This is a genomic window from Dorea sp. AM58-8 (assembly GCF_003464045.1).
Taxonomy (GTDB): domain Bacteria; phylum Bacillota; class Clostridia; order Lachnospirales; family Lachnospiraceae; genus Claveliimonas; species Claveliimonas ammoniilytica.
On record NZ_QSDM01000009.1, the window covers coordinates 54,546 to 78,627 of the forward strand.

The following is a 24,082-nucleotide window of genomic DNA, read 5'->3' on the forward strand; positions in this document are numbered from 1 at the left end:
ATGTAATGATGGAAGAATATCAGGATCAGTCCCTGCGGGGAAAGGTATTTCAAAAAATCAGAGAAGAAATTTTATCGGGGGTCTATCAGGATGGTGAAGAGCTACGAGAAGTCACATTGGGAGAGAAGCTTGGCGTAAGCCGGACGCCGGTGCGAGAGGCACTCAGACAGTTGGAGCTGGAAGGTCTGGTAACGATCGTTCCGAATAAAGGCGCGTATGTGACGTCCATTTCCAGAAAAGATGTAGAAGATATTTATAAGATTCGGTCACTACTGGAAGGCCTCTGTGCCAGATGGGCAACCAAGAATATTACGGAACAGCAGATTTTAGATATGGAAGAGACGTTACTTTTATCTGAATTTCATCTGAAGCGTAATGGTAAGGTAAAGACTATTCAGGTATCAGAACTTGACAGCAAGTTCCACAAAGTACTGTATGAGGCATCCAACAGCCGTATTCTGGAACATCTGCTGACGGACTTTCATAAATATGTCAAGATGACCAGACAGATGTCTGTTGGAGCACCAGACCGTGCAGAGCAGTCTATCGAAGAACACCGTGCGATTCTGGATGCGATCAAAGCAAAGGATGCTGATCTTGCAGAAAAATTGGCGGACGAACATGTTATGAAGGTAATGGAGAATCTTCACATCGAAGGATAACATCGAAGGACAGAAAAGGAGAATCATAATGGCAAAGATTAAGATGACAACCCCTCTCGTAGAGATGGATGGTGACGAAATGACAAGAATCCTCTGGAAGCTGATTAAGGAGAATCTTCTGGAGCCATATATTGATCTGAATACAGAGTACTATGATCTGGGGCTGGAATACCGTAATGAGACGAATGACCAGGTGACCGTTGACGCAGCTAATGCGACTAAGAAATACGGTGTTGCAGTGAAATGTGCTACGATCACACCAAATGCAGCCCGCATGACGGAGTATGACCTGAAAGAAATGTGGAAGAGCCCGAATGGAACGATACGTGCGATTTTGGACGGAACCGTATTTCGTGCTCCAATCAAGGTAAAAGGTATCGAACCGTATGTCCGCACCTGGAAGAAGCCGATTACTATTGCGAGACATGCATATGGGGATGTATACCGCGCGAGCGAAATGAAGATACCGGGACCAGGAAAAGCAGAATTGGTATATACAGCAGAAGACGGTACGGAGACGAGAGAATTGATCCATAATTTTACAGGAGAAGGCATCCTTCAGGGAATGCATAATATCAACGCATCAATTGAGAGCTTTGCAAGAAGTTGCTTTAACTATGCATTAGATACGAAGCAGGATCTGTGGTTTGCAAGCAAGGATACGATCTCCAAGAAGTATGACCATACATTCAAAGACATTTTCCAGGAACTGTTCGATACAGAGTACAAAGACAAATTCGAGCAGGCAGGAATCACGTATTTTTACACACTGATCGATGATGCAGTGGCAAGAGTGATGAAATCTGAAGGAGGATACATCTGGGCATGTAAGAATTATGACGGAGACGTGATGAGCGATATGGTATCTTCTGCATTTGGCTCCCTGGCAATGATGACTTCTGTACTGGTATCTCCGGATGGTTATTATGAATATGAGGCAGCGCATGGTACGGTACAGAGACATTATTACAAGCATTTGAAAGGGGAAGAGACTTCGACCAACTCTGTAGCAACAATCTTCGCATGGACAGGTGCACTCAGAAAACGCGGTGAGTTGGATGATAATGCAGAACTCATGGCATTTGCAGATAAACTGGAAAAGGCTACAATTGATACGATTGAGGCAGGTGAAATGACAAAAGACCTGGCACTGATCACCTCACTTGAGAATCCGACAGTATTGAACAGTGAAGACTTTATTAAGGCGATTGCAAAAAGATTGTAATATACCATGAACATGATATCGAGTAAGAAAGGCAGGACGTTAAGGTATCCTGCCTTTTGCTGTGCGTATGAAATTATGTATGATGTTTTTTTAGTATTGAATCTCCTGCAGATACATACCCTTTGGATCACAAGGAAGTGACGCAGATTCTTCGCCGCGAAAGATTGCGCGGATATCATTGACTGGGCGTTTCTCCAGACCGATATCGATCAGTGTACCTATGATCAGTCTCTGCATATTGTGGAGAAAATCATTGGCCTCAATGGTAATCTGCATTTCTTCAGGGTCTGCATAGATTTCGATATTATAAATCTCTTTTACAGTGGATTTGGACTTACCGGCAGAGGTAAAATTGCGGAAGTCGTGTTTGCCGATCAGAAGGTCAGCTGCCTCATCCATCAGTTCTTTATCTGGATGACGGAAACAGTGGTATGCATACTTGCGGTCAAATACGCTTGGTACAGCGCCAGTGATCATGCGATACACATAGACCTTACGCTTGGCATTAAGTTGCGCATGAAAGCGTTCCGGCACTTCCTCAATATCAGTAATAGCAATATCCATCGGAAGATAACGGTTCAGATACCGCTGCATCTCTGTAAGATCCATTCGGGATGATGTCTTGAAATTTGCTACCTGTCCGTAGGCGTGGACGCCAACTTCGGTACGCATGCCGCAGAAAAGCTCCACATCTTCACCGGACATCTTCTTGATTACATCCAGAATCTTGTTGGAAATGGTATTGGTGGATTCATTTTTACCCAGACGTGACCAACCCTGATAACGGCTGCCGTCGTATTCTATAGTTAAACGTATATTTCGCATAATTGACACCTCTATTATAAAATGTGATAATTAACAATATTGAAAACACATACAGTATAGCAGAAAAAGCGTTCTTATGTCCAGCGAGAGACAGGAATTTCATATGTGGTTTGAAATGGGAAAGGAGTGGAACTATGAATTTGATTGATATGCATTGTGATACCCTGTGGAAAATGATGCAGCAGAAAGAGTATGATCTGATGGAGAATCCGTGGAGCGTCAGTATTCCTGCGATGAAAGAAGCCGGGACACTGGCACAGTTTTTTGCATGTTTTACCTGCCTGGAAGAGCAGAATATGGATTATGAGAAATGCTACGAGCAGGCACTGGCTATGATAGAGCTGTTAAAGAAAAACTGCGAGAAATATTCCGAAGAAATGTGCATGGCAGGAAATTATGAGGACATACTGAAAAATGAACAGAACGGTCAGATATCAGCAGTTTTAACAATAGAAGAAGGTGGAATTATTAACGGGAAGGCGCAGCGTCTGGAAGAATTGTGGGAGCAGGGCGTACGTCTGATGACGCCGATGTGGAACTATGCGAACTGTCTGGGTCATCCTAACAGTCGTGAGCCTGAACTTATGGCAAAGGGACTTACAAAGTTTGGTAAAGAGATCATAAACCGTGCCGGAGAGTTGGGGATGATTATTGATGTGTCTCATGCATCGGATCAGTCTTTCCTGGATATTCTGGAATGTACAGACGGTCCGGTTGTCGCATCACATTCTAATTGCCGTGCATTATGCAGGCATCCAAGGAATCTGACCGATGAAATGATCCGCAGACTTGCAGAAGCTGGAGGTGTAGCCGGATTGAATCTGTTCCCGATGTTTCTTGGTGAAAACCTGTCACCTGGCATGGAACTGGAAGCAATGGCAGCACACGTTCTCCATATGATCAATGTCGGAGGAAGTGAATTTCCGGCAATCGGTACGGATGTAGATGGATATAGTGTACAGGCATACGAACCAATCCAGAAGGTATCTGATATGTCAAAATTATGGGAGATGCTTCGTAAGAAAGGTGTGAGAGAGGATCAACTTGAACGTATATGGAGAACGAACGCGGTGAATGTTTTGAAAAGAATCGGTTGAAAAAAATGTTCGTTCATCGTAGTATAGAGAAAGGCGATAATCTCTGATTAATATATCAGATCAGAAAAGAGAGGATTAAGTATGGAAAGAGGAAAAAAACGTGTGGTGGATTCGCAGCTGGAAAGTGTTCATCTGGTAAGAATGAATCATTTGAACAGTGCGGGGCGTCTGTTCGGAGGCCAACTGATGCAGTGGATTGACGAGACTGCAGCAATGGCGGCAAAGAGACATGCACACAGACCGATCATCACAGCATCGTTTAATAATCTGCAGTTTCTGCGGGGAGCTTATCCGGGAGATACGGTCGTGCTCAAGGCAAAGATTGTCTATGCAGGACATACATCTATGGATGTCAAAGTGGAGACTTATGCAGAGACGGTAACAGGAGAACAGTTTCTGATTAACTGTGCATATGCAACAGAGGTAGCTGTTGGGGAAGATGGCAAGCCAACGATAGTTCCGGAACTTATCATTGAGACGGAAGAGGAACAGTATGAGTGGGATCGAAGCGTATTGCGCAGAGAGTTGAGAAAGAAGCACGGCTAAGAGGAGGTCGACACAATGAGTACGATCACATTAATCGGAGCAGGACAGATGGCATCGGCACTTACATTTCCATTGTATGAAAATGGACATGAGGTGCGACTGGTAGGAAGTCCGTTAGATGATCAGTCATCGACAGACTGAGAGAGGATAATTATCATGTGAATCTGCTTCGCACACTACATGACGGTATTCATTATTACAAAGAGAGCGAAAAAGAAGAGGCAATCCAGGGGGCTGATCTGATCGTATGTGGTGTGTCAAGCTTTGGCGTAGACTGGTTTGCAGATAAGATACTCCCGATACTTGATGAGAGCGTCCCGGTAATTTCTGTGACAAAAGGAATGCTGGATTATGAAGATGGAACGATGCAGACCTATCCAGAATACTGGATGTGTAAATTACCAGAAGGAAGTAAACAGGAAATCTATGCGATCGGCGGACCTTGTACCGCAAGAGATCTGGCAGATCACGATCCGTCTTTTGTCGGATATTGCGGACCGAAGATGGAGACATTGCACTGGATCCGGAGTCTGTTTGCAACCGATTATTATGTGATCAGCCTGACATTGGATGTGGTAGGGCTGGAGTGTGCAGTTGCTTTAAAAAATGGCTATGCACTGGGAACAGCGCTTGCTATCGGTATGGCTGAGAAAGCAGGCGATGATGGAATTAATCACAATAATTCAGAAGCAGCCCTGTTCCAGGAGAGTGTGAAAGAGATGCTAGATCTGCTTAAAATTGTCGGTGGCGGTGTGGATAATATCATGTATGCTGCCGGTGATCTGAATGTAACAGTTACAGCAGGACGAAGCCGTACAGTGGGACTTCTTCTCGGTAAAGGACTGTCTATCGATGAGGTTATGGAACAGCTGAAAGGGCAGACACTGGAAGCGGTAGTTATTGCTACAAGAACCGCTCGCGCAGTGAAAGCCCTTGCAAAAGCAGGAAAGGTGAAAGAGTCTGATTTTCCGTTGCTGATGCATGTGAATGCGCTGCTTAATGAGGGGGCGACGCTGGATATTCCATGGACGGACTTCCAGAAAGAAATGTAAGCAAGAGATATAGTTATAGGAGTAAAACATGAGTGGATATGATTTAATCGCGTTTGATATGGATGGAACGCTTCTGACAAGTAAAAATAAAGTAAGTGAATCTTCGCGGGAGCAATTGCGAGAGCCGTTGAACTGGGGAAGAGGATAGCGGTCTGCACAGGACGGGCAGTTGGTGAAATAGAACCGTATGAGGAAAATGAATTGCAGAATGTGCGGTATTTTGTGTGTGAAAACGGAGCATTGCTTTATGATTCGGAGACAAAGGAAATTTTATCATCAACTGTGATTCCAGATGAAATCGTTGAGAAAATCATAGACATTATAGATGGCGAAGACTGTATGCTGATTGGCTATTCAAAAGGTCGCAATCTTGTAGACAGCATCGATGCTGAGCGTATGGATTATTTTTATGTTACGAGATACAAGGAGCTGCAGCGTAAGACCGGCAAACATTATGATGGCCTGTATGATGCATATCGCAAAGAACATTTTCCGATGGAGAAAATGAATGTATATGCATCAAGTGTTGAAATTCGAGACAGATTGTTTGAAAAAATCATCCAATTGCCGGTGACAGTAGTCTATGCAGAGGATACAGGATTTGAAATCTCGCCGCTTCATATGTCAAAGGGGATTGGGTTAAAGCAACTTTGTGAAATCGTCAAAATACCACTTGAACATACGATTGCAGTGGGAGATTCTGATAACGATGTGAAGATGATGAAGGTGGCAGGACTGCCTGTGGCAATGGGCAATGCGAGAGAGTGCGTACGAGAAGTATGCAAAGTGAATGTGGCCGATAATGATCATGGCGGCTGTGCAGAAGCAATTTACCGGTATCTGTTGGGTGGACAGAATGAATAGACAACAGTTCTTTCAAGAAAACTGCTTTCTCAGGTTGAAGAAGTTCCGGTTATGGAAGAGATAGAGCAATAATTTTCCCTTCATTTATAATGTAGATAATATCCTGGAGGTTTTTGACTGCCAGGATATTATTTTGGGTTAAAAAGTATTGGTTGAAAAAAGTGTGAGTTCATCGTAGTATAGATACGATATGATGTTTCGTTAATATATAAGAAAAATAATAAATAGCAAGTTAAGAATATGTATAGGAGAGCAGGGAATGAATAAATATGATTTAATTGCATTCGATATGGATGGAACACTTGTTAAAAGCAGTGGGCTGTCTGATTGCAATGGGACATGTGAAAGAGGTTGCAAAAGTGATTGTTGCCGATCATGATCATGACGGGTGTGCTGAAGCTATATATAACTACTTATTATAAAAAGAATATTGAAAGATATATCACACCTCCGGGTGCCAGAAGATAATCTGACATCTGGAGGTGTTTTTTGTATATCTCTTATTGTTCATATTTTACACCATTAGAATATTTAAACAAAAACATATGATTAATTAACCCAAATTCATGTAAAACTAACGGAAATCAATTGGACTTTTTTGTTAAATAGATGCGTATTACAATAAATACAACAGTTAAGGAGGACTTATGAATAGACGAAGTAATAAGATTTTAAGAGAGCTGATTCTTGGAAACAGACAAAATATATTAGAGCTTGTTACCAAGTACAATCTGCAGGAAAGAACAATACGAGCAGATATTAAAGACTTGAATAATACATTACAAGAATACAGTCTTCCAATTATTGTGATTACTGGGAATGGTGATTTAGTCATTGATACTGCTGAGAAAATTGATGTAAAAGCGTATGAAGAGTTCATATGTTCAAGAACATTTTATACATATTATATGTCGAAAAATGAACGTTCCACCATATTGGCGATGATTTTGCTGAACACTACCGGATATGTGACCGTCGAACAATTGAAAGACATTATTGGAGTAAGCAGAAATACTCTGTTACACGACATATCAGAATTAAAGAATTGGTTTGAAGAGAATAATATGGAACTTGTTTCGCAGGTACGTCGGGGATATATAGTAAATGCCTCAGAGTTAGAAATACGAAAAGGTATCCTAAAATTATTAGAAGTTAATGGTGACAATAATCATTATGGAACGGGTTATAATTTGGGAGCTTTCTGGAATCTGCTAATTCGCCAGATGGATAAATTAAATATTTATGATGATATGTGTACTCATGTAGTGCAACAAGAAGAGTACGCACAATCATTTTTGTCGGATTTTTCGTTTTTTGAAACTGTTTTAGAGATTACTTTGATTATCAATCGGATTGTAAATCATCAGGTGATTCCAGAACATTATGCGGAAAGATGGATTTGTTTTAAAGAAAGCTCTAAATATACATTTAGCAGTGAAATATTAGAAACGATTGGAAACAAATATCAATTAGATATTCCAGAGGTTGAAATTTTATACTTTACAGAATGCTTGAAAGGAAAAAGCTATTTAAAAGACAAAACACATAAAGGTAATGCATTAGATATTCGATTAATGATATCGGAAGCGTTATATAAGATTTCCAGCTGTTTCGGAATTGATTTTTATCTGGACTTTGCCTTGTATGATCTCCTGATTGCTCATATGAGATCAGCAGTGTATCGGTTACAAACCAGAGAACGATTGACGAATCCATTGAAAGATTCGCTGCTACAGGAATATCCGGAAATATTTGAAATCATAAGAAAAAATATTGGAAATCTTGAAGAATATATTGGATGTTCTTTTTCAGAAGATGAAATGTCATTTCTTGTGTTGTATTTTGCATCTGTTCTCGAAAAAGAAAAAGTTGAAAATTCGAAGCACAGTAAAATAAAGGTCGCACTTGTGTGTGAGACCGGACGTGGAACAGCACAGTTTATGCTTGCAAAGTTAAGGACACTTGAAGAGGTAATAGAAATAGTCAGTGTTTCATCGGTGCATAATACAGGTGAAATTAAACGCAGTGGTGCGAATATGATTATTTCGACGATTCCTATTGAAAAGCAGGAGATACCATGTATTGTGGTTCGATCAGCAATGCTGAATACAGATGATATTTTAGATATACAAAAGATGGCATTGGAAGTAATGGAAGGGATTATGGAACCAAATGCAGGTATCGAGTTAGATGTGATTAATCCAGAAGAGATTCATATTCAGGGAGCATTTTACGAATGGCTGTCTGAGAACAGAATCGAGGTGGATTATGAAGCAAAAGATTGGAAAGATGCTGTTAATCATGCCGGCGAGCTTCTATATAAAGATGGAGCAGTAGAAGAACGCTATATACAGGCTATGATTCAGAAAATAGAAGCTTATGGACCATATATCGTAATCTGTCCGGGAACTGCACTTCCTCATGCTGATGCTGAAGAGGGAGTTATATATGAAGCAGCCTCACTCATACGACTTAAGAAACCAATCGAGTTTCATCATGAAATGAATGATCCGGTTAAATATGTAATCGGAATGAGTGTTAAGAGTGCGGAGAGTGTGAATCAGGCAATTTACGATCTGATGATGATATTTGGAAATGAGAGGACGAGACAGATATTAGATAAGGCAGTTGATAAGGTATCTATTATGGAAGCACTTAATGGATTAACAACAGCTAAGTAATATTTGTCGAATGTGGAAGGAGGTGAAAATATGTCGAGCGCATTAGGTGATGTTTATATTTCGCCAGAATTGATTCTTATGGACATTGAAGCAAAGAATGATCAGGAAGCAATTGAAATTCTTGCAAAACATTTATATGAAAAAGGGATTGTAAAAGAAAGTTATATAGATGCGGTGAAAGAGAGAGAAAAGGTATTTAGTACCGGACTCAACTTTGAAGAAATGGGTATTGCCATTCCGCATACAGATTCTATTCATGTTAATAGACAGGCTATTGCAGTTGGAATTTTAAAAGAACCAGTAAAATTCTGTCATATGGGTATGCCGGAAGAATCTGTGAAATGCGAAATGATGTTTATGATGGCAATTAAAAAGCCAGAAAGCCAGGTGGATTTCCTCGGAAGAATGATGGATATCTTTCAGTCAGAAGGTTATCTTAGAGGTTTAAAAGCTTGTGCAACGCCAGAAGAACTGGCAGAAAAATTTGGTAAATCGTTTACAGAGTAATGTTACATTTGAAAAATGTACATATAAAAAATGAAGGAGGTGTAATGACTATGAAGAGAATATTGTTAGTATGTGGTTCAGGTATTTGCACATCTACAGCAGTAAATCAGAAAGTCACAAAAGCATTGGAAGAAAGAGGACTGAAAGGACAGTTCCAGATTACACAGGGAAAGGCTTCAGAAGTGGCTGAGAAGTCTAAACAGTATGATCTGGTGATTTCTACAACAGTACTTGGCGGAGAATGTCATTGTCCATTAATTATCGGAACTCCATTCCTGCTTGGAAGAGGGACTGAGCCAATCGTTGATCAGATTGTAGAAGTTTTACAGAAGTAAAAGTTTTATGAGGGAACAAAAAGGATTCTATTAACTTGATAGATGAGGAAGGAGAATAGAGAGATGAGTTATTTTTTGGGATTTTTCCAGTACATAAGTGATATGGGTGCGACGGTAATGATGCCTATCATTATTTGTGTTATGGGTTGCATTTTAGGTGCTGGTTTTGGTAAGTCTTTACGTGCAGGTTTGACAGTAGGTATCGGATTCATTGGTCTGAACCTTGTGACTGGTTTGATGGGTAATAACCTTGCACCGGCAGTATCGCAGATGGCAGAAAGATTTGGTCTGAGCCTTTCTGTAATTGATGTTGGCTGGCCGGCAGCTGCACAGATTGCATTTGCATCTACAGTTGGAACAGTGATTATTCCAGTTTGTCTTGCTGTAAATATTGTAATGCTGCTGACAAACACAACACAGACGGTTGATGTAGATATCTGGGATTACTGGCATTTTGCATTTACAGGAGCGCTTGTCGCAGTTGTTACAGGAAATCAGATGTATGGTATCATTGCTGCAATCCTGAACATGGTAATTATTATGGTATTGGGTGACTGGACAGCATCAGGTGTAGAAAAAACATTAGGACTTCCTGGTGTTTCGCTTCCGCATGGATTTACAACAGCATATGCGCCGATTGCAATGTTATTTAACTGGATTCTCGATAAAATTCCTGGCGTTAATAAGATTAACTTTGATATCGAAAAAATGCAGAAGAAGTTCGGTGTATTTGGAGAGCCAATCCTTGTAGGTACAGTGCTTGGTATTATCATCGGTGTTGTTGCAGGATATGACTTCCCGGCAATTCTTGCATTAGGTATTAACCTTGGAGCTGTATTGGTTCTGATTCCTAAGATGGCAGCACTTCTGATGGAAGGATTGATTCCTGTATCTGACGCTGCATCAGAGTTTATTGAAAAGAAATTCTCTAATCGTGGTAAAATTTATATCGGTCTTGATTCGGCAGTAGGTGTTGGTCATCCAATGACTCTGTCTGTATCATTAGTACTTGTACCGATCACTGTATTCCTTGCAGTATTACTTCCAGGAAACCAGGTAATGCCATTTGCAGACCTTGCGGTTATTCCATGGATGTTTGTATTGATCACACCAGTGGTTAACGGAAATGGATTCCGTGCACTTATTATTGGTATTATCACATTGGCAGCTGGTCTGTATATTGCTACTGACTTGTCGCAGTGGATTACTCCGGCAGCAAAAGCAGCTGGATTCGATATGGGTTCTGCAACAGCTATTTCAAGTATCTGTGATGGAGCAAACCCATTAACATGGGCAATTACCAGATTAAATGGTTTAAATCCAATTATCGGAATTGCAGTAGTTGGTGTAATTGCGGTTGCAATGGCACTGATTAACAGAAAGAAAATTTTGAAAGAGGCTGCAGAAATGCACGCAGCTGCAAATTAAGATAGTTTCTCTAATTACAGGCATCATCATTGTATGGTGCCTGTAATTAAAAAACAAGGGGAATTGACTGAGGAGGAAGCACAATGAACGCAAAGATTTATGAATATGATACAAAAGTTTACAGGACTAAGATAACTATTACGGCTATATTTTGTATTTTTATTTTAGCGTATTCATTGTTTAGTATTTTTACAACAAATGTTCCGGCTTTATGGGTAGTAGCAGCTGTTGTTGCCGGATATTTTGTGTGGGAAACTTTCGTATCGATAGCCAATCCGTCAAAAGTTGAAGTGAGCGATCAGGGAATTACATTTTCAGCTTATCACAAATCACATCATTATGACTGGAACGAAGTGAAACGTTTTAAATGTAAACCATTGGCTTCCGGAACCAAAATGTTCGTACGTATAAATGAAGCAGGTATTTTTAGAGGCCGATATTGGGTGAATTGTTATTATTTTAATGATGGAAATGAATTATTTCAGTATCTGTTTCATAAAGAAGTTGAAATTGATCCAGAAGGATTGAAAGCCAGAGCAGTGCGTGGCAGTGAAGAAACAAAATCAATAAAAAGAGGTCGTGCGCGTAGAAAATAAGGAGTGCAATACAATGTTTGAACAAGAAAAAATCAGTATTATTGAAGCAGGAAAAAAATTAGATCGTTATGGGCTTGTTACATTGTCAGGAGGTAATGTGACTCTCCGTATGCCGACAGGTGAAATCCTGGTAACTCCATCAGGTATGATTTACGAAGATATGGTACCAGAAGATGTTCTGGTAATGGATATAGAAGGAAATATTATTGAAGGTGAAAGGAAACCATCTGTAGATACTGTGGCACTTTTATATATTTTAAAACATATGCCGGAAGTGAATGCAGTTATTCATACCCACCAGCCATATGCAACAGGTGTTGGGCTTGTAACAGAAGAATTGCCATGTAACCTTACAACATTGGCAAACGCAACACGTGGAGCAGTAAAAGTATGTCCATATTCATCAGCGGCAAGTGAACAGATGGGTATCGAAGCAGTTGAGAATATGGGAGATAAATTAGCGGTTATCTTAAAACATCACGGTGTAATCGGTGTTGGAGACAGTTTGAAACAGGCACTGTGTGCTTGCGTTTATCTGGAAGAAGCAGCTAAAACTTATTCTATTGCTTATAGCATGAACCAGGATGTACCGGAACTGAATGCAGAACAGGTAGAAACAGCAGTTGAGGTATTTAGACGATATGGACAAAAGCCAATCGTGGAAGCATAGAAAATGTTAGAAGAACTGAAGCGAAGAGTATATAAGGCAAACATGATGTTGCCACAATATCATTTGGTGACATTTACCTGGGGAAACGCAAGTGAGATAGATTCAGCAACAGGACTGGTTGCTATTAAACCGAGCGGAGTACCGTATGATGAGTTAAGCCCGGAAAAAATGGTACTTATTGATCTTCAAGGAAATGTGGTTGAAGGAGAGTATAAACCTTCTTCAGATATGCCTACGCATATTGTTTTATATAAAGCTTTTCCGGAAATAGGTGGTATTGTGCATACGCATTCTCCATATGCAACCAGCTGGGCACAGGCGGGTAGGAGTGTTCCTTGTTATGGAACAACGCATGCAGATTATATTTATGGTGAAGTGCCGTGTGTACGTAATTTGACAAAAAATGAAATTGACGAGGATTATGAAACCAATACAGGAAATGTTATTGTTGAAGAATTTCGTAGATTTCAAAAAGATGTTTTATCGGTACCAGCTGTGTTATGTAAAAATCACGGACCGTTTACCTGGGGAAAGAGCAGTGCGGAGGCAGTACATAATTCTGTCGTTTTGGAAGAATGTGCAAAGATGGCTTATCGGACGGAGCTTATTAATCCCGGAGTAAAAGAAGCACCACAAGAATTAATTGAAAAACATTATATGCGTAAACATGGTGCAAATGCATACTATGGGCAGTAGATTTTAAAACTTATTTTTTCTCTCAATTATACTTGGAAGCTCCTGGCAGAGTGTGACTGTCAGGAGTTTTCTTTTATCACATTTATAACCATTGATACCATATTATCAATCTGTTTTTGCTCATCAGGACTTTTTCCGTCTTTTAGTATTTCTAAGATCAATGACATTTCTTCCGGTGAAAAGTTTATATTATGTTTTCTTGCACTGGTGATCAGTGCCATCATAACAGTAGCCATCTGGTTACCGCTTTTACCCTGTACCTGCTTTGCGGCGGTACGTATGATCTCACGTTTCAGAGGATCGAGATTATTCATGCCGGGATGTATTGTCCAGTCCATCATTTTTCATCATTTCCTTTCATTATATTATCAAACAGATCTATCATCTGAGACATCTCGCTGTTGCTTTCCGGAGAGGCGAAGCCGGATGGGTCCATTTGTTTCATTATATTCATCATATTGAATATCATGCTGATATTATCAGCTTCGGCAGGATCCATGAAAGAACTCAGATCCTGTAGGATATCTTCTGGTGAATGAATACTTTTGCTATGTATTGGACCGTCTGGGGAACCATTGCCTGTACTATGGAACAGATGAATAGTATTTGTGAATTCAGTAAACTTGATATACACAGCAAGCATACCACGCATATTGGCAGGAATATAAGGCAGCATCAGTTTCATGAGCTGAAGTTCCTGCGTAGTTACGAGTGTATCCAGTTGAGTCATCGGAAAGATCGGTCGTTTTTCCATAGCACACTGCCTGAAGATAAAGTCTTACTATGTATATGCGGGGATAAAAGAAGATATCCCCGCATAAGGTCAGATGTATAGACCGGCAGAATGGATGGAAGTTTAGCAGCAGCCAAAGCCATTGCCGCATCCACCACAGCAGATAAGCAGAAGAATAATCCAGAGACAGTTGTCATTACCGCCTCCGCAACCACAGTCGCCACCGTGTCCGAAGCCGTTGCCACATCCGCCACAGCAGATGAGCAGAAGAATAATCCAGAGACAACTGTTATTTCCGAAACCACATCCACATCCGCAGTCACCGCGTCCGCAACCACATCCGTTAACATTATTGTCACATCCGCAACCACAGTTAGATAAATCGCTCATTGAATAGACCTCCATGGGATATTTGATTTTACAGTACATCATATGTGAGAGAAGAAAATGTGTGAAAGAATTTTAAGGTGTAAAGAAAAAATACTTGACACCCATTCGCGGGTAGTGTATGATAACACAGGTGAGAAACGATGGATGAATTATTAAAACAGGCTTTGCTCTATGATTTTTACGGTGAATTACTTACAGATCACCAGAAAGAGATCTATGAGCAGTTTATATTGGAAGATTTATCGCTTGGAGAGATTGCGAGAGATGCAGGAATCAGCAGACAGGGAGTACATGATCTGGTGAAGCGCTGTGACCGCACATTGCAGGAGTATGAAGAGAAGCTTCATCTTGTTTCAAGATTTCTCACAGTGAAAGAACAGATCCATAAGATACGGGAGATTCTGGATCAGGAACCAGCGGAAGATATATCGGTGTTAAAGTCCGAGATACGTAAGATATCAGATGAGATCTTAGAGGAGTTATAGTATGGCTTTTGACAGTTTGACAGAAAAACTTCAGAATGTATTTAAGAACCTTAGAAGTAAGGGGCGCCTGACAGAGGCAGACGTAAAGGAAGCGATGAAGGAGATCAAACGGGCACTTCTCGCTGCGGACGTTAACTTTAAAGTAGTTAAGGATTTTATTAAAAATGTTCAGGAACGAGCAGTCGGTCAAGATGTTATGAATGGACTGAACCCTGGACAAATGGTCATCAAGATCGTTAATGAAGAGCTTGTGAAGCTTATGGGATCTACGACTACAGAGATTCAGCTTCAGCCGGGCAAGGCAATTACCGTAATCATGATGGCAGGTCTTCAGGGAGCTGGTAAGACAACGACCACAGCTAAGCTTGCAGGCAAGTTTAAGCTGAAAGGTAAGAAGCCGCTTCTGGTAGCATGTGATGTATATCGCCCTGCAGCGATCAAACAGTTGCAGATCAACGGTGAGAAACAGGGAGTAGAAGTCTTCTCCATGGGTGAGAATCACAAGCCGGCGAATATTGCTAAGGCAGCTCTGGAACATGCAAAGAAGAACGATAATAATATCGTGATTTTGGATACAGCCGGACGTCTTCATATTGATGAGGACATGATGCAGGAACTGCAGGAGATTAAAGAGACCGTTGAGGTACATCAGACGATTCTTGTAATCGATGCGATGACGGGTCAGGATGCTGTTAATGTGGCAGCTGAATTTGATCAGAAGGTAGGCATTGACGGTGTGATCGTTACCAAGTTGGACGGTGATACTCGTGGTGGTGCAGCGTTATCAGTTAAGGCAGTAACCGGCAAACCAATCCTTTATGTAGGTATGGGTGAGAAGCTATCGGATCTGGAACAGTTTTATCCAAGCCGTATGGCATCCAGAATACTGGGTATGGGAGATGTGTTGTCTCTGATTGAGAAGGCAGAGGCTGAGATTGATGAAAATCAGGCAAAACAGCTGACTCAGAAGATGAAGAAGAATCAGTTTGATTACAATGATTTTCTTGCGAGTACCCAGCAGATGAAGAAGATGGGTGGTATGTCAGGTATTCTTGGAATGCTTCCGGGAATGGGAGCACTTGGCGGCAAGGGATTAAAGATCTCAGATGAGCAGACAAGCGAAGCGGAGAAGCAGATGGCACGAATGGAAGCAATGATCTATTCTATGACGCCGGAAGAACGCGAGAATCCGGATTTGATGAATCCTTCCAGAAAGCACAGGATTGCTAAAGGTGCAGGAGTGGATATCAGTCAGGTGAACCGTATGGTCAAGCAGTTCAATGAGATGAAAAAGATGATGAAATCCATGAACAAAATGGGCAGAGGTGGTAAAAAGGGAAAATTCAGATTACCTTTTTAACATATATTAATGAAAATAATTTAAAATTATACGGAGGTGAATGAAATGGCAGTAAAGATCAGATTAAGAAGAATGGGACAGAAGAAGGCTCCTTTCTATAGAATCGTTGTAGCAGATTCCAGATCCCCAAGAGATGGAAGATTTATCGAGGAGATCGGAACATATGATCCGAACCTTGAACCAAGTGGTTTCTCTATCAATGAGGAAGCAGCTAAGAAGTGGCTTAACAATGGAGCACAGCCAACAGAAGTAGTTGGAAAGCTTTTCAAGGCAGCCGGTATCGAAAAATAAGTATTGGCGGAGGTGTTCATTCGTGAAAGAATTGGTTGAAGTCATTACAAAAGCATTGGTCGATAATCCGGATGAAGTAGTTGTAACTGAGAAGCAGGAAGAGAAAGCTACCGTTGTCGAGGTTCATGTGGCAGAGTCTGACATGGGCAAAGTCATCGGTAAGCAGGGAAGAATTGCCAAGGCAATCCGTTCGGTTGTAAAAGCAGCTGCAGCCAAGGAAGATCGTAAAGTGATTGTAGATATCGCTGATTAATATAGAAAGTCCCCTGATTGGGGACTTTTTGTGCAATAAGCCGCTATGCAGAAATCGTGCTTACACGATTATATTGAGCAGGTGTCAGTCTGCTCATTTAGTGAGTAAGGAGAGTAAGATGGAAAAACAGTTGCAGGTAGGCGTGATTTCGTCAACACATGGGGTGCGCGGAGAAGTAAAAGTATTTCCAACGACAGATGATGTAACACGTTTCAGACAGTTAAAGAAAGTGTATCTGGATACCGGGAGAGAGATGCTTCCATTAGAAATCCAGAATGTGAAGTTTTTTAAGCAATTTGCAATCCTGAAATTTAAGGGGATCGACAATATTAATGACATTGAAAAATATAGAGGAAAGAGCCTGATGATCGACCGTGAGGATGCGGTGGATCTTGACGAGGATGAGTACTTTATTGCAGATATGATAGGCATGAAGGTATGCACAGAAGACGGCAGTGAATTCGGTACGCTGAAAGATGTTATGGAGACAGGAGCTAATGATGTCTATATCATTGATTCCCTGGAACATGGCGAAGTACTGATTCCTGCGATTAGAGAGTGTATCCTTGATGTAGATATGGATGAGGAACGCATGACGATTCACCTGATGGAGGGCCTGGTGTAATGAATATTCATATTATGACACTATTCCCGGAAATGGTGATGGGAGGACTGAATACCAGTATTACAGGACGTGCGATCAGCAAAGGAATCTTATCTATTGAAGCGGTGAATATCCGTGATTATGCATTTAACAAGCATAACAGTGTAGATGATTATCCTTATGGTGGTGGTGCCGGGATGCTGATGCAGGCAGAGCCTGTCTATCAGTGCTATCAGGCAATTATAGACAAGATCCATACACAAGGCGGTGCAGACAGTGAGCTATGTGTCGAAAAAAAGAAGCCCAGGGTGCTGTACATGTCACCACAGGGTCAGACATTTACGCAGGGGATGGCGGAAGAGCTTGCGCAGGAAGAGGAATTGATCTTTTTATGTGGACATTATGAAGGGATTGACGAGCGTGTATTAGATGAAATCGTTACAGATTACGTATCAATTGGTGATTATGTGCTGACAGGTGGTGAACTTCCGGCGATGGTCATGGTAGATGCCGTGTCCAGGATGGTGCCAGGTGTGCTTCATAATGATGTATCTGCTGAATTCGAGAGTTTTCAGGATAATCTGTTAGAATACCCGCAGTATTCCAGACCGGAGATCTGGCATGAGAAGCAGGTGCCGCCGGTATTGTTGTCCGGACATCATGCGAATATTGAGAAATGGCGCAGAGAGCAGTCAGTGATTCGTACTGCAAAGAATCGTCCGGATCTTCTGGAAAAAGCAAATCTCACAGAAGAAGAAAAAAAGCTTGCAAAGTCTGTGATGGTATGATAGTATATAATACGTTGTGAGAAGAAGAGATGGTCCTCTGATACTGTAATAGGACGTATTAAGAACATCCGAATAATAAGGAGGTCGCACAATGAACGATATTATTAAGAGTATTGAAGCAGAACAGCTCAAAGAGAACGTGCCACAGTTTAATGTTGGCGATACTGTAAAAGTTTACGGTAAGATCAAAGAGGGTAACCGCGAAAGAATTCAGGTTTTCGAGGGTACTGTTCTTAAGAAACAGGGTGGAAGCTCAAGAGCTACATTCACTGTAAGAAAGAATTCTAACGGTGTTGGCGTTGAGAAGACATGGCCATTGCATTCACCAAACGTTGAGAAGGTTGAAGTTGTACGCAGAGGTAAAGTAAGAAGAGCGAAACTGAACTACCTGAGAGGACGTATCGGTAAGGCTGCAAAGGTTAAAGAATTAGTAAAATAGTTACACATGAGAAGGGACAAATACATACGTACTTGTCCCTGCTTTTGTATACGAGGAATACAGATATGCCGAGACGTAATAGAAGATCGAATAGTATAAGAGACAGAAAAAGACGGCAGATCATCCTGCCGTTTCAGAAGAAGGAACCGGAACACAAGACGATTCCGGTAAAAAGACCAAAGAACAGACCGCGTAAGAAAAAGAAGTGGTCCATCAGGGATCTGAATATCCGCGGATTTTTCAGTTCCAGAAGACTGCATACAGTGTTAAGCTGGATTTTACAGATTGCAGTCGTGTTACTGTTTGCATTTGTGTTTGTGTGGTATTTCGGACAGAGAGTCAGTACTGTGGGGGATTCTATGAGTCCGAAGCTTAGCAATGGAGACGTTGTACTGGTGAATCGCTTCGCATATAATGTGACTTCGCCAAAGCGTGGTGATATCATCGTATTTAAACCGAAGGGAAATGAGAATTCTCACTATTACATAAAACGAATCATCGGACTTCCGGGAGAGACGGTAGAAATTATCGAAGGTTCGGTATATATTAATGGAGAAAAGCTGAAAGAAGACTATACTGCAACAGAGATTAATGATGTGGGAATCGTATCGGAGAAGATTACTCTGGGCGGAGATGAGTATTTCGTGCTTGGAGATGATCGAGATAAAAGTGAAGACAGCCGTATGGCAGATGTAGGCAATGTGAAACGTTCCTATATATATGGGAAGGCGTGGTTTTTACTGTCACCATTTGACCATATGGGATTTATAAAGAAATAAGACATAGATTGTAAAAATGGAGGAGATTATGCATTTTCAATGGTATCCGGGTCATATGACCAAGGCAAAACGAATGATGCAGGAAAATATAAAACTGATTGATCTGGTGATCGAGCTGGTAGATGCCAGAGTACCACTTTCCAGCCGCAATCCAGACATTGATGAGCTGGGGAAGGGCAAAGCGAGACTGATTCTGCTTAATAAGGCGGATCTTGCAGAAGACCGTTGGAATAATGAATGGAAAGCGTATTTTGAAAGTAAGGGCTATTCCTGCGTGAAAGTAAATTCTAAAAAGGGTGGTGGATTAAAGTCGATTCAGGCTGTGATCCAGGAAGCCTGCAAAGAGAAGATTGGACGCGACCGCAGAAAGGGCATTCTGAACCGTCCGGTAAGAGCGATGGTAGTAGGAATCCCGAATGTGGGCAAGTCCACATTTATCAACTCTCTGGCAGGAAAGGCTGCGGCTAAGACAGGTAATAAGCCGGGAGTTACAAAAGGAAAGCAGTGGATTCGCCTGAACAAGAGTGTGGAACTTCTGGATACCCCAGGTATCCTCTGGCCGAAATTCGAAGATCAGAGCGTAGGACTTCGACTGGCGCTGATCGGTTCTATTAAGGATGAGATTCTGAATATTGAGGAACTGGCTTCTGAACTGATCAAATTTATGACAAAAAATTATTCAGGTGTATTGGCTGATAAATATGGGATCAATGAAGATCAGGATTCCTATGCATGTCTGAAAGAAATCGCAGAACAGAAACATTGTCTGGTGCGTGGCAATGAGCTTGATTATGTGAAGGCTTCGAATCTGTTATTGGAAGACTTCAGAAGTGGCAAGCTTGGCAGACTGACGCTGGAATATCCGGAGGTACAGGATCTGGCGTAGTCGGTAATTTGAAAGGGGATATGCATTATGGGGAAAACTAAAAAAGAAAAGAAATCACATTCTGTGGCTTACGAGTTGTTTGGCTGGCTTGTTTATATTGCAATCATTGTCGGTCTGACATGGCTGATCATCACATTTGTGGGACAGAGAACCAGCGTGAGTGGTCATTCTATGGAAACGACGCTGCAGGATGGTGACCAACTGATCGTTGATAAGATTTCCTACCGGTTCCGTGATCCAAAGCGCTATGATATTATCGTATTTCCATATCAGTATGAGGAAAATGTTTATTATATTAAGCGTATTATCGGTCTGCCGGGAGAGACGGTGCAGGTAAAAGACGGATATGTCTATATCAATGGAGAGAAGCTGGAAAGTGATATCTATGGTAAGGAAGTTATGCAGTCAGCAGGAATTGCAGCCGAGCCGATCACGCTTGGGGATGATGAGTATTTTGTGCTCGGAGATAACCGGAATAACAGTTCGGACAGCCGTGATCCAAGTGTTGGTATACTAAAGCGAAAAGACCTGCTGGGACGGGCATGGGTACGTATTTACCCGTTTGATAAGGTAGGAGTGATCCGTCATGAATAAACGAGAAGAAGAGAGACTGCGTAAGCAGCAGGAAAAGCTGGAAAAAGAAATTGCCCGCACAGAAGCTATGAGTGTATTTGAGAAAGAATACAGTGATCATCAGGCAATATGCGGTATTGACGAGGTGGGACGCGGACCATTTGCAGGTCCGGTTGTTGCCGGAGCTGTCATATTACCAAAGGATCATCCGATTCTGTATCTTAATGATTCGAAGAAATTATCAGAAAAGAAGCGGGAAGAGTTGTATGAAGTGATTCTGAAAGAGGCGGTTGCTACGGGAATCGGGATGGCAAGCCCGGCAAGGATTGACGAGATTAATATTCTGCAGGCAACGTACGAGGCAATGCGTATGGCGATCAGCAATCTGTCAGTACAGCCGGATCTGTTGTTAAATGATGCTGTTACTATACCGGAAATTGAGATTATGCAGATACCGATCATTAAAGGAGACGCTAAGAGTGTATCCATTGCGGCAGCAAGTATTCTTGCAAAGGTGACAAGAGACCGATTGATGGTTGAATATGAAAAGGTATTTCCGGGATACGATTTTGCATCCAATAAGGGTTATGGAACCAAAGCACATATTGAGGGATTGAAGAAGTTGGGACCGACACCGATCCATCGGATGAGTTTTATCCACAAATACATATAATATCTGAGTCATAGGTGTTGTAATTGAGGGATTTACAGAATATGAGAGCAAAAGCTTATACCTATGAAAAAACGAAAGCAGTATAACAAGAAGAATCAACGTTCTGTGGGTGCCAGATACGAGCAGCTTGCAGGAAAATATCTTGAGCAGCAGGGCTATCAGATCCTGCAGTATAATTATCACTGTAGACAGGGCGAGATTGATATTATAGCCAGAGAAGGGGAATATCTGGTATTCTGTGAGGTGAAGTACCGCGCAGACTGCAAAAAAGGTATGCCGTCGGAAGCGGTTCATATAAGGAAACAGCAGGTCATCTCCAGATGTGCACTTTATTATATTACGGTAAATGGTGTGTGGGGATGTCCCTGCAGATTTGATGTAGTAGGCATTCTGGGGGAAGCCGGCGATGAGATTCGGCTGTACCGGAATGCATTTGATTATAAAGGGTAGGGACTAGAACAGATGAAGATAAAGTATGCAAATGATAAATCCATATGGAATCTGACAGAATCAGCAGGCGTTCCACTGCTGGTAAGTCCATTGCTGGAAGAGACTGGAATTGTGAAACAGGGATTTTCGACAAAGCTTGGCGGTGTCAGTAAGGGAGATTGTGCTACGATGAATATCAGTATCACCAGAGGGGATGATCCGGAGGCGGTAAATGAGAATCGCAGAAGACTTGCGGCAGCAATCGGTGTGGAAGAACGCAAAATGGTATATACGAATCAGACACACACTACCAATGTGGCAGTGGTGGATGAGACGAACTATGGCAAGACGATGCCGGAGACAGATGGCATGATCACCAATGTGCCGGGGCTTTGTCTGGTGACCTTCTATGCAGACTGTGTGCCTTTATATTTTGTGGATCCGGTAAAACGTGTTATCGGGCTGAGTCATTCTGGATGGCGCGGCACAGTTCATAAGATGGCTATTGCGACGGTTCGGACAATGCAGGAGACATTTGGATGTGATCCGGCGGATATTCGCTCGGTTGTAGGTCCGTCAATCTGCCAGGAATGTTATGAAGTCAGCGAGGATGTCATTGATGAATTTCGGGCAAATTATAAAAAAACAGACTGGGATTCATTATTCTATCGCAAAGAGAATGGAAAGTATCAGCTGGATCTCTGGCGCGCCAATGAAATCAATCTGTTGGATGCAGGTGTGAAAGCAGCACATATGGCGGTGACGAATGTGTGTACCTGCTGTAATCACGAGCTGTTATTCTCGCATCGTTATACCAGAGGAAAACGTGGTAATCTCAGTGCATTTCTTGCATTAAAAGAAGAGACAAAAGTGGAGTAAGGAGACAGAAGTATGGATGAAGTAATAGAAACGACCAATGAAGCGGCAGAAGATGTGAATGTTTTTATTCAATATCTGCAGGATCATATTCCGAATCTGATCAGTTTTGCTATAGAGATCGTGCTTGCACTGATATTTTTCTTTCTTGGAAGAATCGTGATTAAATGGATCCGAAAGCTGATCCGCAAAATGCTGGAAAGATCTAATGTAGACAAAGGTGTGGAAACTTTTGTAGATTCATTATTAAAGTTTATGTTGTATGGAATGCTGCTATTTACCATTGCAACGAAGTTCGGATTTGATACCGCATCGGTTGCAGCGTTGATCGCATCTGCAGGTGTTGCTGTAGGTCTGGCTGTGCAGGGAAGTTTGTCCAACTTTGCTGGTGGTATTCTGATTCTGCTTTTGAAACCATTTGTGGTAGGTGATTATATTATCGAAGATAATCACGGTGATGAAGGAACAGTAAAGGAAATTCAGCTCTTTTATACCAAATTATTAACGGTCGACAACCGTACGGTGGTCATTCCCAATGGCATGCTGACTAATAACAGTTTAACTAATGTTACCCATATGGATGAGCGTAAACTGGAACTGAAGGTATCGATTTCCTATGAATCTGATCTTTTGAAAGCAAAAGCAGTGTTGGCAGGTCTGATCCGGAAGGATTCAAGAATCATACAGGATAAAGAACACAGAATCTTTGTGGATGAACTTGGTGATGATGGAGTGATTCTTGGAATGCGATGTTGGGTAAGTACAGAAGATTACTGGAATGTGCGCTGGGATATGCTGGAAGATATCAAGCTGACATTTGACAGGGAAAGTATTGTGATTCCATATCATCAGATGAATGTACGGATTCAGGAATCCAATTAAAAAAGACTTGCAAATTTTGATAAATCAGATATAATATTAGTTGTGACTGCTTATGGCAGATCACATCTGCTGGAATGGCTCAGTTGGTAGAGCACTTCACTCGTAATGAAGGGGTCGTCGGTTCAAGTCCGATTTCCAGCTTATATGTAGGGGCTGCGCATTGCGCAGCCTTTTGTATTACCGGATTTACAAAAGGAGAATACGATATGAAGATTACGAGACAAATGCTGTTTCCGTTAGCATTTTATAAAAAGTCCAAATTCAACGGCAGCAAAGGAAAATACAATTATCGAATTGAAAAATCTGATACGGAAGCTGAGGATTCCCGGTTTAAACTGACAATCTGGGAAGGTCCGGAGTGCTATGATGTATCAAAAGCGGAAAAGAAAGAATCTGTGTATCCATTCAATGATGAAGGGATGGAAGAGATTCTTGGGGTGTTAAATCAGTTATAGTG

32 protein-coding genes, 1 tRNA gene and 1 pseudogene are annotated in these 24,082 nt (G+C 41.5%); 30 read left to right on the plus strand and 4 right to left on the minus strand.

Going from position 1 to position 24,082, the window contains the following annotated elements; translation table 11 throughout:
• Positions 1 to 8: 8 nt before the first annotated feature.
• Positions 9 to 662 carry a GntR family transcriptional regulator gene (locus DXA18_RS08275; protein ID WP_118383563.1) on the plus strand — a complete coding sequence of 218 codons (654 nt, stop codon included), beginning with the start codon at positions 9 to 11 and terminating at the stop codon, positions 660 to 662.
• Positions 663 to 690: 28 nt separating this feature from the next.
• Positions 691 to 1,887 (plus strand): NADP-dependent isocitrate dehydrogenase, encoded by a 1,197-nt coding sequence (locus tag DXA18_RS08280; RefSeq protein WP_118383504.1) that lies wholly within the window; start codon positions 691 to 693, stop codon positions 1,885 to 1,887.
• Positions 1,888 to 1,977: 90 nt separating this feature from the next.
• Here DXA18_RS08280 and truA read toward each other — a convergent pair whose 3' ends face one another.
• On the minus strand, positions 1,978 to 2,712 hold the full coding sequence (gene truA, locus DXA18_RS08285; RefSeq protein WP_118383505.1) for a tRNA pseudouridine(38-40) synthase TruA: 735 nt from the start codon (positions 2,710 to 2,712) through the stop codon (positions 1,978 to 1,980).
• Between the two features lie 134 nt (positions 2,713 to 2,846).
• Between truA and DXA18_RS08290 the strand changes: the two genes are divergently transcribed.
• The 12 genes and pseudogenes from DXA18_RS08290 (at position 2,847) to DXA18_RS08345 (ending at position 13,184) form a co-directional block, all read left to right on the plus strand.
• Positions 2,847 to 3,809, plus strand: coding sequence for a dipeptidase (locus DXA18_RS08290; RefSeq protein ID WP_118383506.1), 963 nt, complete (start codon positions 2,847 to 2,849; stop codon positions 3,807 to 3,809).
• 81 nt (positions 3,810 to 3,890) lie between these two features.
• The gene (locus tag DXA18_RS08295) at positions 3,891 to 4,355 is read left to right on the plus strand and encodes an acyl-CoA thioesterase (protein ID WP_118383507.1); all 465 of its coding nucleotides are present in this window, start codon (positions 3,891 to 3,893) and stop codon (positions 4,353 to 4,355) included.
• 15 nt (positions 4,356 to 4,370) lie between these two features.
• The gene (locus DXA18_RS16865) at positions 4,371 to 4,496 is read left to right on the plus strand and encodes an NAD(P)-binding domain-containing protein (protein WP_330424487.1); all 126 of its coding nucleotides are present in this window, start codon (positions 4,371 to 4,373) and stop codon (positions 4,494 to 4,496) included.
• 17 nt (positions 4,497 to 4,513) lie between these two features.
• Positions 4,514 to 5,407 carry a hypothetical protein gene (locus DXA18_RS08300; protein WP_330424488.1) on the plus strand — a complete coding sequence of 298 codons (894 nt, stop codon included), beginning with the start codon at positions 4,514 to 4,516 and terminating at the stop codon, positions 5,405 to 5,407.
• A 58-nt stretch (positions 5,408 to 5,465) separates the two neighbouring features.
• Positions 5,466 to 6,271: pseudogene (locus DXA18_RS08310) on the plus strand (Cof-type HAD-IIB family hydrolase).
• 647 nt (positions 6,272 to 6,918) lie between these two features.
• Positions 6,919 to 8,952: a BglG family transcription antiterminator gene (locus DXA18_RS08315; protein ID WP_118383510.1), complete on the plus strand. Its 2,034-nt coding sequence runs from the start codon at positions 6,919 to 6,921 to the stop codon at positions 8,950 to 8,952.
• Positions 8,953 to 8,982: 30 nt separating this feature from the next.
• The gene (locus DXA18_RS08320) at positions 8,983 to 9,459 is read left to right on the plus strand and encodes a PTS sugar transporter subunit IIA (RefSeq protein ID WP_118383511.1); all 477 of its coding nucleotides are present in this window, start codon (positions 8,983 to 8,985) and stop codon (positions 9,457 to 9,459) included.
• A gap of 50 nt (positions 9,460 to 9,509) precedes the next feature.
• Positions 9,510 to 9,794, plus strand: a complete 285-nt coding sequence (locus tag DXA18_RS08325) for a PTS sugar transporter subunit IIB (protein WP_118383512.1) — start codon at positions 9,510 to 9,512, stop codon at positions 9,792 to 9,794.
• A 63-nt stretch (positions 9,795 to 9,857) separates the two neighbouring features.
• On the plus strand, positions 9,858 to 11,222 hold the full coding sequence (locus DXA18_RS08330; protein ID WP_118383513.1) for a PTS galactitol transporter subunit IIC: 1,365 nt from the start codon (positions 9,858 to 9,860) through the stop codon (positions 11,220 to 11,222).
• A gap of 83 nt (positions 11,223 to 11,305) precedes the next feature.
• Positions 11,306 to 11,818 (plus strand): hypothetical protein, encoded by a 513-nt coding sequence (locus DXA18_RS08335; RefSeq protein ID WP_118383514.1) that lies wholly within the window; start codon positions 11,306 to 11,308, stop codon positions 11,816 to 11,818.
• Positions 11,819 to 11,831: 13 nt separating this feature from the next.
• Positions 11,832 to 12,488 carry a class II aldolase/adducin family protein gene (locus tag DXA18_RS08340; RefSeq protein WP_118383515.1) on the plus strand — a complete coding sequence of 219 codons (657 nt, stop codon included), beginning with the start codon at positions 11,832 to 11,834 and terminating at the stop codon, positions 12,486 to 12,488.
• A gap of 3 nt (positions 12,489 to 12,491) precedes the next feature.
• Positions 12,492 to 13,184 carry an L-ribulose-5-phosphate 4-epimerase gene (locus DXA18_RS08345; RefSeq protein ID WP_118383516.1) on the plus strand — a complete coding sequence of 231 codons (693 nt, stop codon included), beginning with the start codon at positions 12,492 to 12,494 and terminating at the stop codon, positions 13,182 to 13,184.
• Positions 13,185 to 13,243: 59 nt separating this feature from the next.
• Here the strand turns inward: DXA18_RS08345 and DXA18_RS08350 are convergent, their stop codons facing one another.
• The 3 genes from DXA18_RS08350 to DXA18_RS08360 all read right to left on the minus strand — a co-directional run bounded on the left by DXA18_RS08350 (position 13,244) and on the right by DXA18_RS08360 (position 14,307).
• Positions 13,244 to 13,525, minus strand: a complete 282-nt coding sequence (locus DXA18_RS08350; RefSeq protein ID WP_118383517.1) for a hypothetical protein — start codon at positions 13,523 to 13,525, stop codon at positions 13,244 to 13,246.
• Positions 13,522 to 13,869, minus strand: coding sequence for a hypothetical protein (locus DXA18_RS08355; protein ID WP_147345586.1), 348 nt, complete (start codon positions 13,867 to 13,869; stop codon positions 13,522 to 13,524). Before DXA18_RS08355 ends, DXA18_RS08350 begins: the two co-directional genes overlap by 4 nt.
• A 171-nt stretch (positions 13,870 to 14,040) precedes the next feature.
• Positions 14,041 to 14,307: a chorion class high-cysteine HCB protein 13 gene (locus DXA18_RS08360; RefSeq protein WP_118383519.1), complete on the minus strand. Its 267-nt coding sequence runs from the start codon at positions 14,305 to 14,307 to the stop codon at positions 14,041 to 14,043.
• Positions 14,308 to 14,447: 140 nt separating this feature from the next.
• On the opposite strand from DXA18_RS08360, the gene ylxM reads away from it, so the two are divergent.
• The 16 genes from ylxM (at position 14,448) to DXA18_RS08440 (ending at position 24,080) form a co-directional block, all read left to right on the plus strand.
• Entirely contained in the window at positions 14,448 to 14,792 is a 345-nt protein-coding gene (gene ylxM / locus DXA18_RS08365; RefSeq protein WP_118383520.1) for a YlxM family DNA-binding protein, read from the plus strand.
• 1 nt (position 14,793) lies between these two features.
• Entirely contained in the window at positions 14,794 to 16,152 is a 1,359-nt protein-coding gene (gene ffh / locus DXA18_RS08370) for a signal recognition particle protein (protein WP_118383521.1), read from the plus strand.
• A gap of 45 nt (positions 16,153 to 16,197) precedes the next feature.
• Positions 16,198 to 16,443: a 30S ribosomal protein S16 gene (rpsP, locus tag DXA18_RS08375; protein ID WP_118383522.1), complete on the plus strand. Its 246-nt coding sequence runs from the start codon at positions 16,198 to 16,200 to the stop codon at positions 16,441 to 16,443.
• 22 nt (positions 16,444 to 16,465) lie between these two features.
• Positions 16,466 to 16,696, plus strand: coding sequence for a KH domain-containing protein (locus tag DXA18_RS08380; protein WP_118383523.1), 231 nt, complete (start codon positions 16,466 to 16,468; stop codon positions 16,694 to 16,696).
• Positions 16,697 to 16,814: 118 nt separating this feature from the next.
• Entirely contained in the window at positions 16,815 to 17,321 is a 507-nt protein-coding gene (gene rimM, locus DXA18_RS08385) for a ribosome maturation factor RimM (RefSeq protein WP_118383524.1), read from the plus strand.
• Positions 17,321 to 18,088 carry a tRNA (guanosine(37)-N1)-methyltransferase TrmD gene (gene trmD, locus DXA18_RS08390; RefSeq protein ID WP_118383525.1) on the plus strand — a complete coding sequence of 256 codons (768 nt, stop codon included), beginning with the start codon at positions 17,321 to 17,323 and terminating at the stop codon, positions 18,086 to 18,088. Before rimM ends, trmD begins: the two co-directional genes overlap by 1 nt.
• 91 nt (positions 18,089 to 18,179) lie before the next feature.
• Entirely contained in the window at positions 18,180 to 18,527 is a 348-nt protein-coding gene (gene rplS, locus DXA18_RS08395) for a 50S ribosomal protein L19 (RefSeq protein ID WP_118383526.1), read from the plus strand.
• Positions 18,528 to 18,592: 65 nt separating this feature from the next.
• Positions 18,593 to 19,306, plus strand: a complete 714-nt coding sequence (lepB, locus tag DXA18_RS08400; RefSeq protein WP_118383527.1) for a signal peptidase I — start codon at positions 18,593 to 18,595, stop codon at positions 19,304 to 19,306.
• A gap of 28 nt (positions 19,307 to 19,334) precedes the next feature.
• The gene (gene ylqF / locus DXA18_RS08405) at positions 19,335 to 20,192 is read left to right on the plus strand and encodes a ribosome biogenesis GTPase YlqF (protein ID WP_118383528.1); all 858 of its coding nucleotides are present in this window, start codon (positions 19,335 to 19,337) and stop codon (positions 20,190 to 20,192) included.
• Positions 20,193 to 20,219: 27 nt separating this feature from the next.
• Entirely contained in the window at positions 20,220 to 20,786 is a 567-nt protein-coding gene (gene lepB, locus DXA18_RS08410) for a signal peptidase I (RefSeq protein ID WP_118383529.1), read from the plus strand.
• The gene (locus DXA18_RS08415; RefSeq protein WP_118383530.1) at positions 20,779 to 21,438 is read left to right on the plus strand and encodes a ribonuclease HII; all 660 of its coding nucleotides are present in this window, start codon (positions 20,779 to 20,781) and stop codon (positions 21,436 to 21,438) included. Before lepB (DXA18_RS08410) ends, DXA18_RS08415 begins: the two co-directional genes overlap by 8 nt.
• A 63-nt stretch (positions 21,439 to 21,501) precedes the next feature.
• The gene (locus tag DXA18_RS08420) at positions 21,502 to 21,888 is read left to right on the plus strand and encodes a YraN family protein (protein WP_118383531.1); all 387 of its coding nucleotides are present in this window, start codon (positions 21,502 to 21,504) and stop codon (positions 21,886 to 21,888) included.
• Positions 21,889 to 21,900: 12 nt separating this feature from the next.
• Positions 21,901 to 22,746, plus strand: a complete 846-nt coding sequence (gene pgeF, locus DXA18_RS08425) for a peptidoglycan editing factor PgeF (RefSeq protein ID WP_118383532.1) — start codon at positions 21,901 to 21,903, stop codon at positions 22,744 to 22,746.
• Between the two features lie 12 nt (positions 22,747 to 22,758).
• Entirely contained in the window at positions 22,759 to 23,625 is an 867-nt protein-coding gene (locus DXA18_RS08430; protein ID WP_118383533.1) for a mechanosensitive ion channel family protein, read from the plus strand.
• 68 nt (positions 23,626 to 23,693) lie between these two features.
• Positions 23,694 to 23,766 (plus strand) — tRNA-Thr (locus DXA18_RS08435).
• Positions 23,767 to 23,831: 65 nt separating this feature from the next.
• Entirely contained in the window at positions 23,832 to 24,080 is a 249-nt protein-coding gene (locus DXA18_RS08440) for a hypothetical protein (protein ID WP_118383534.1), read from the plus strand.
• Positions 24,081 to 24,082: the final 2 nt, after the last annotated feature.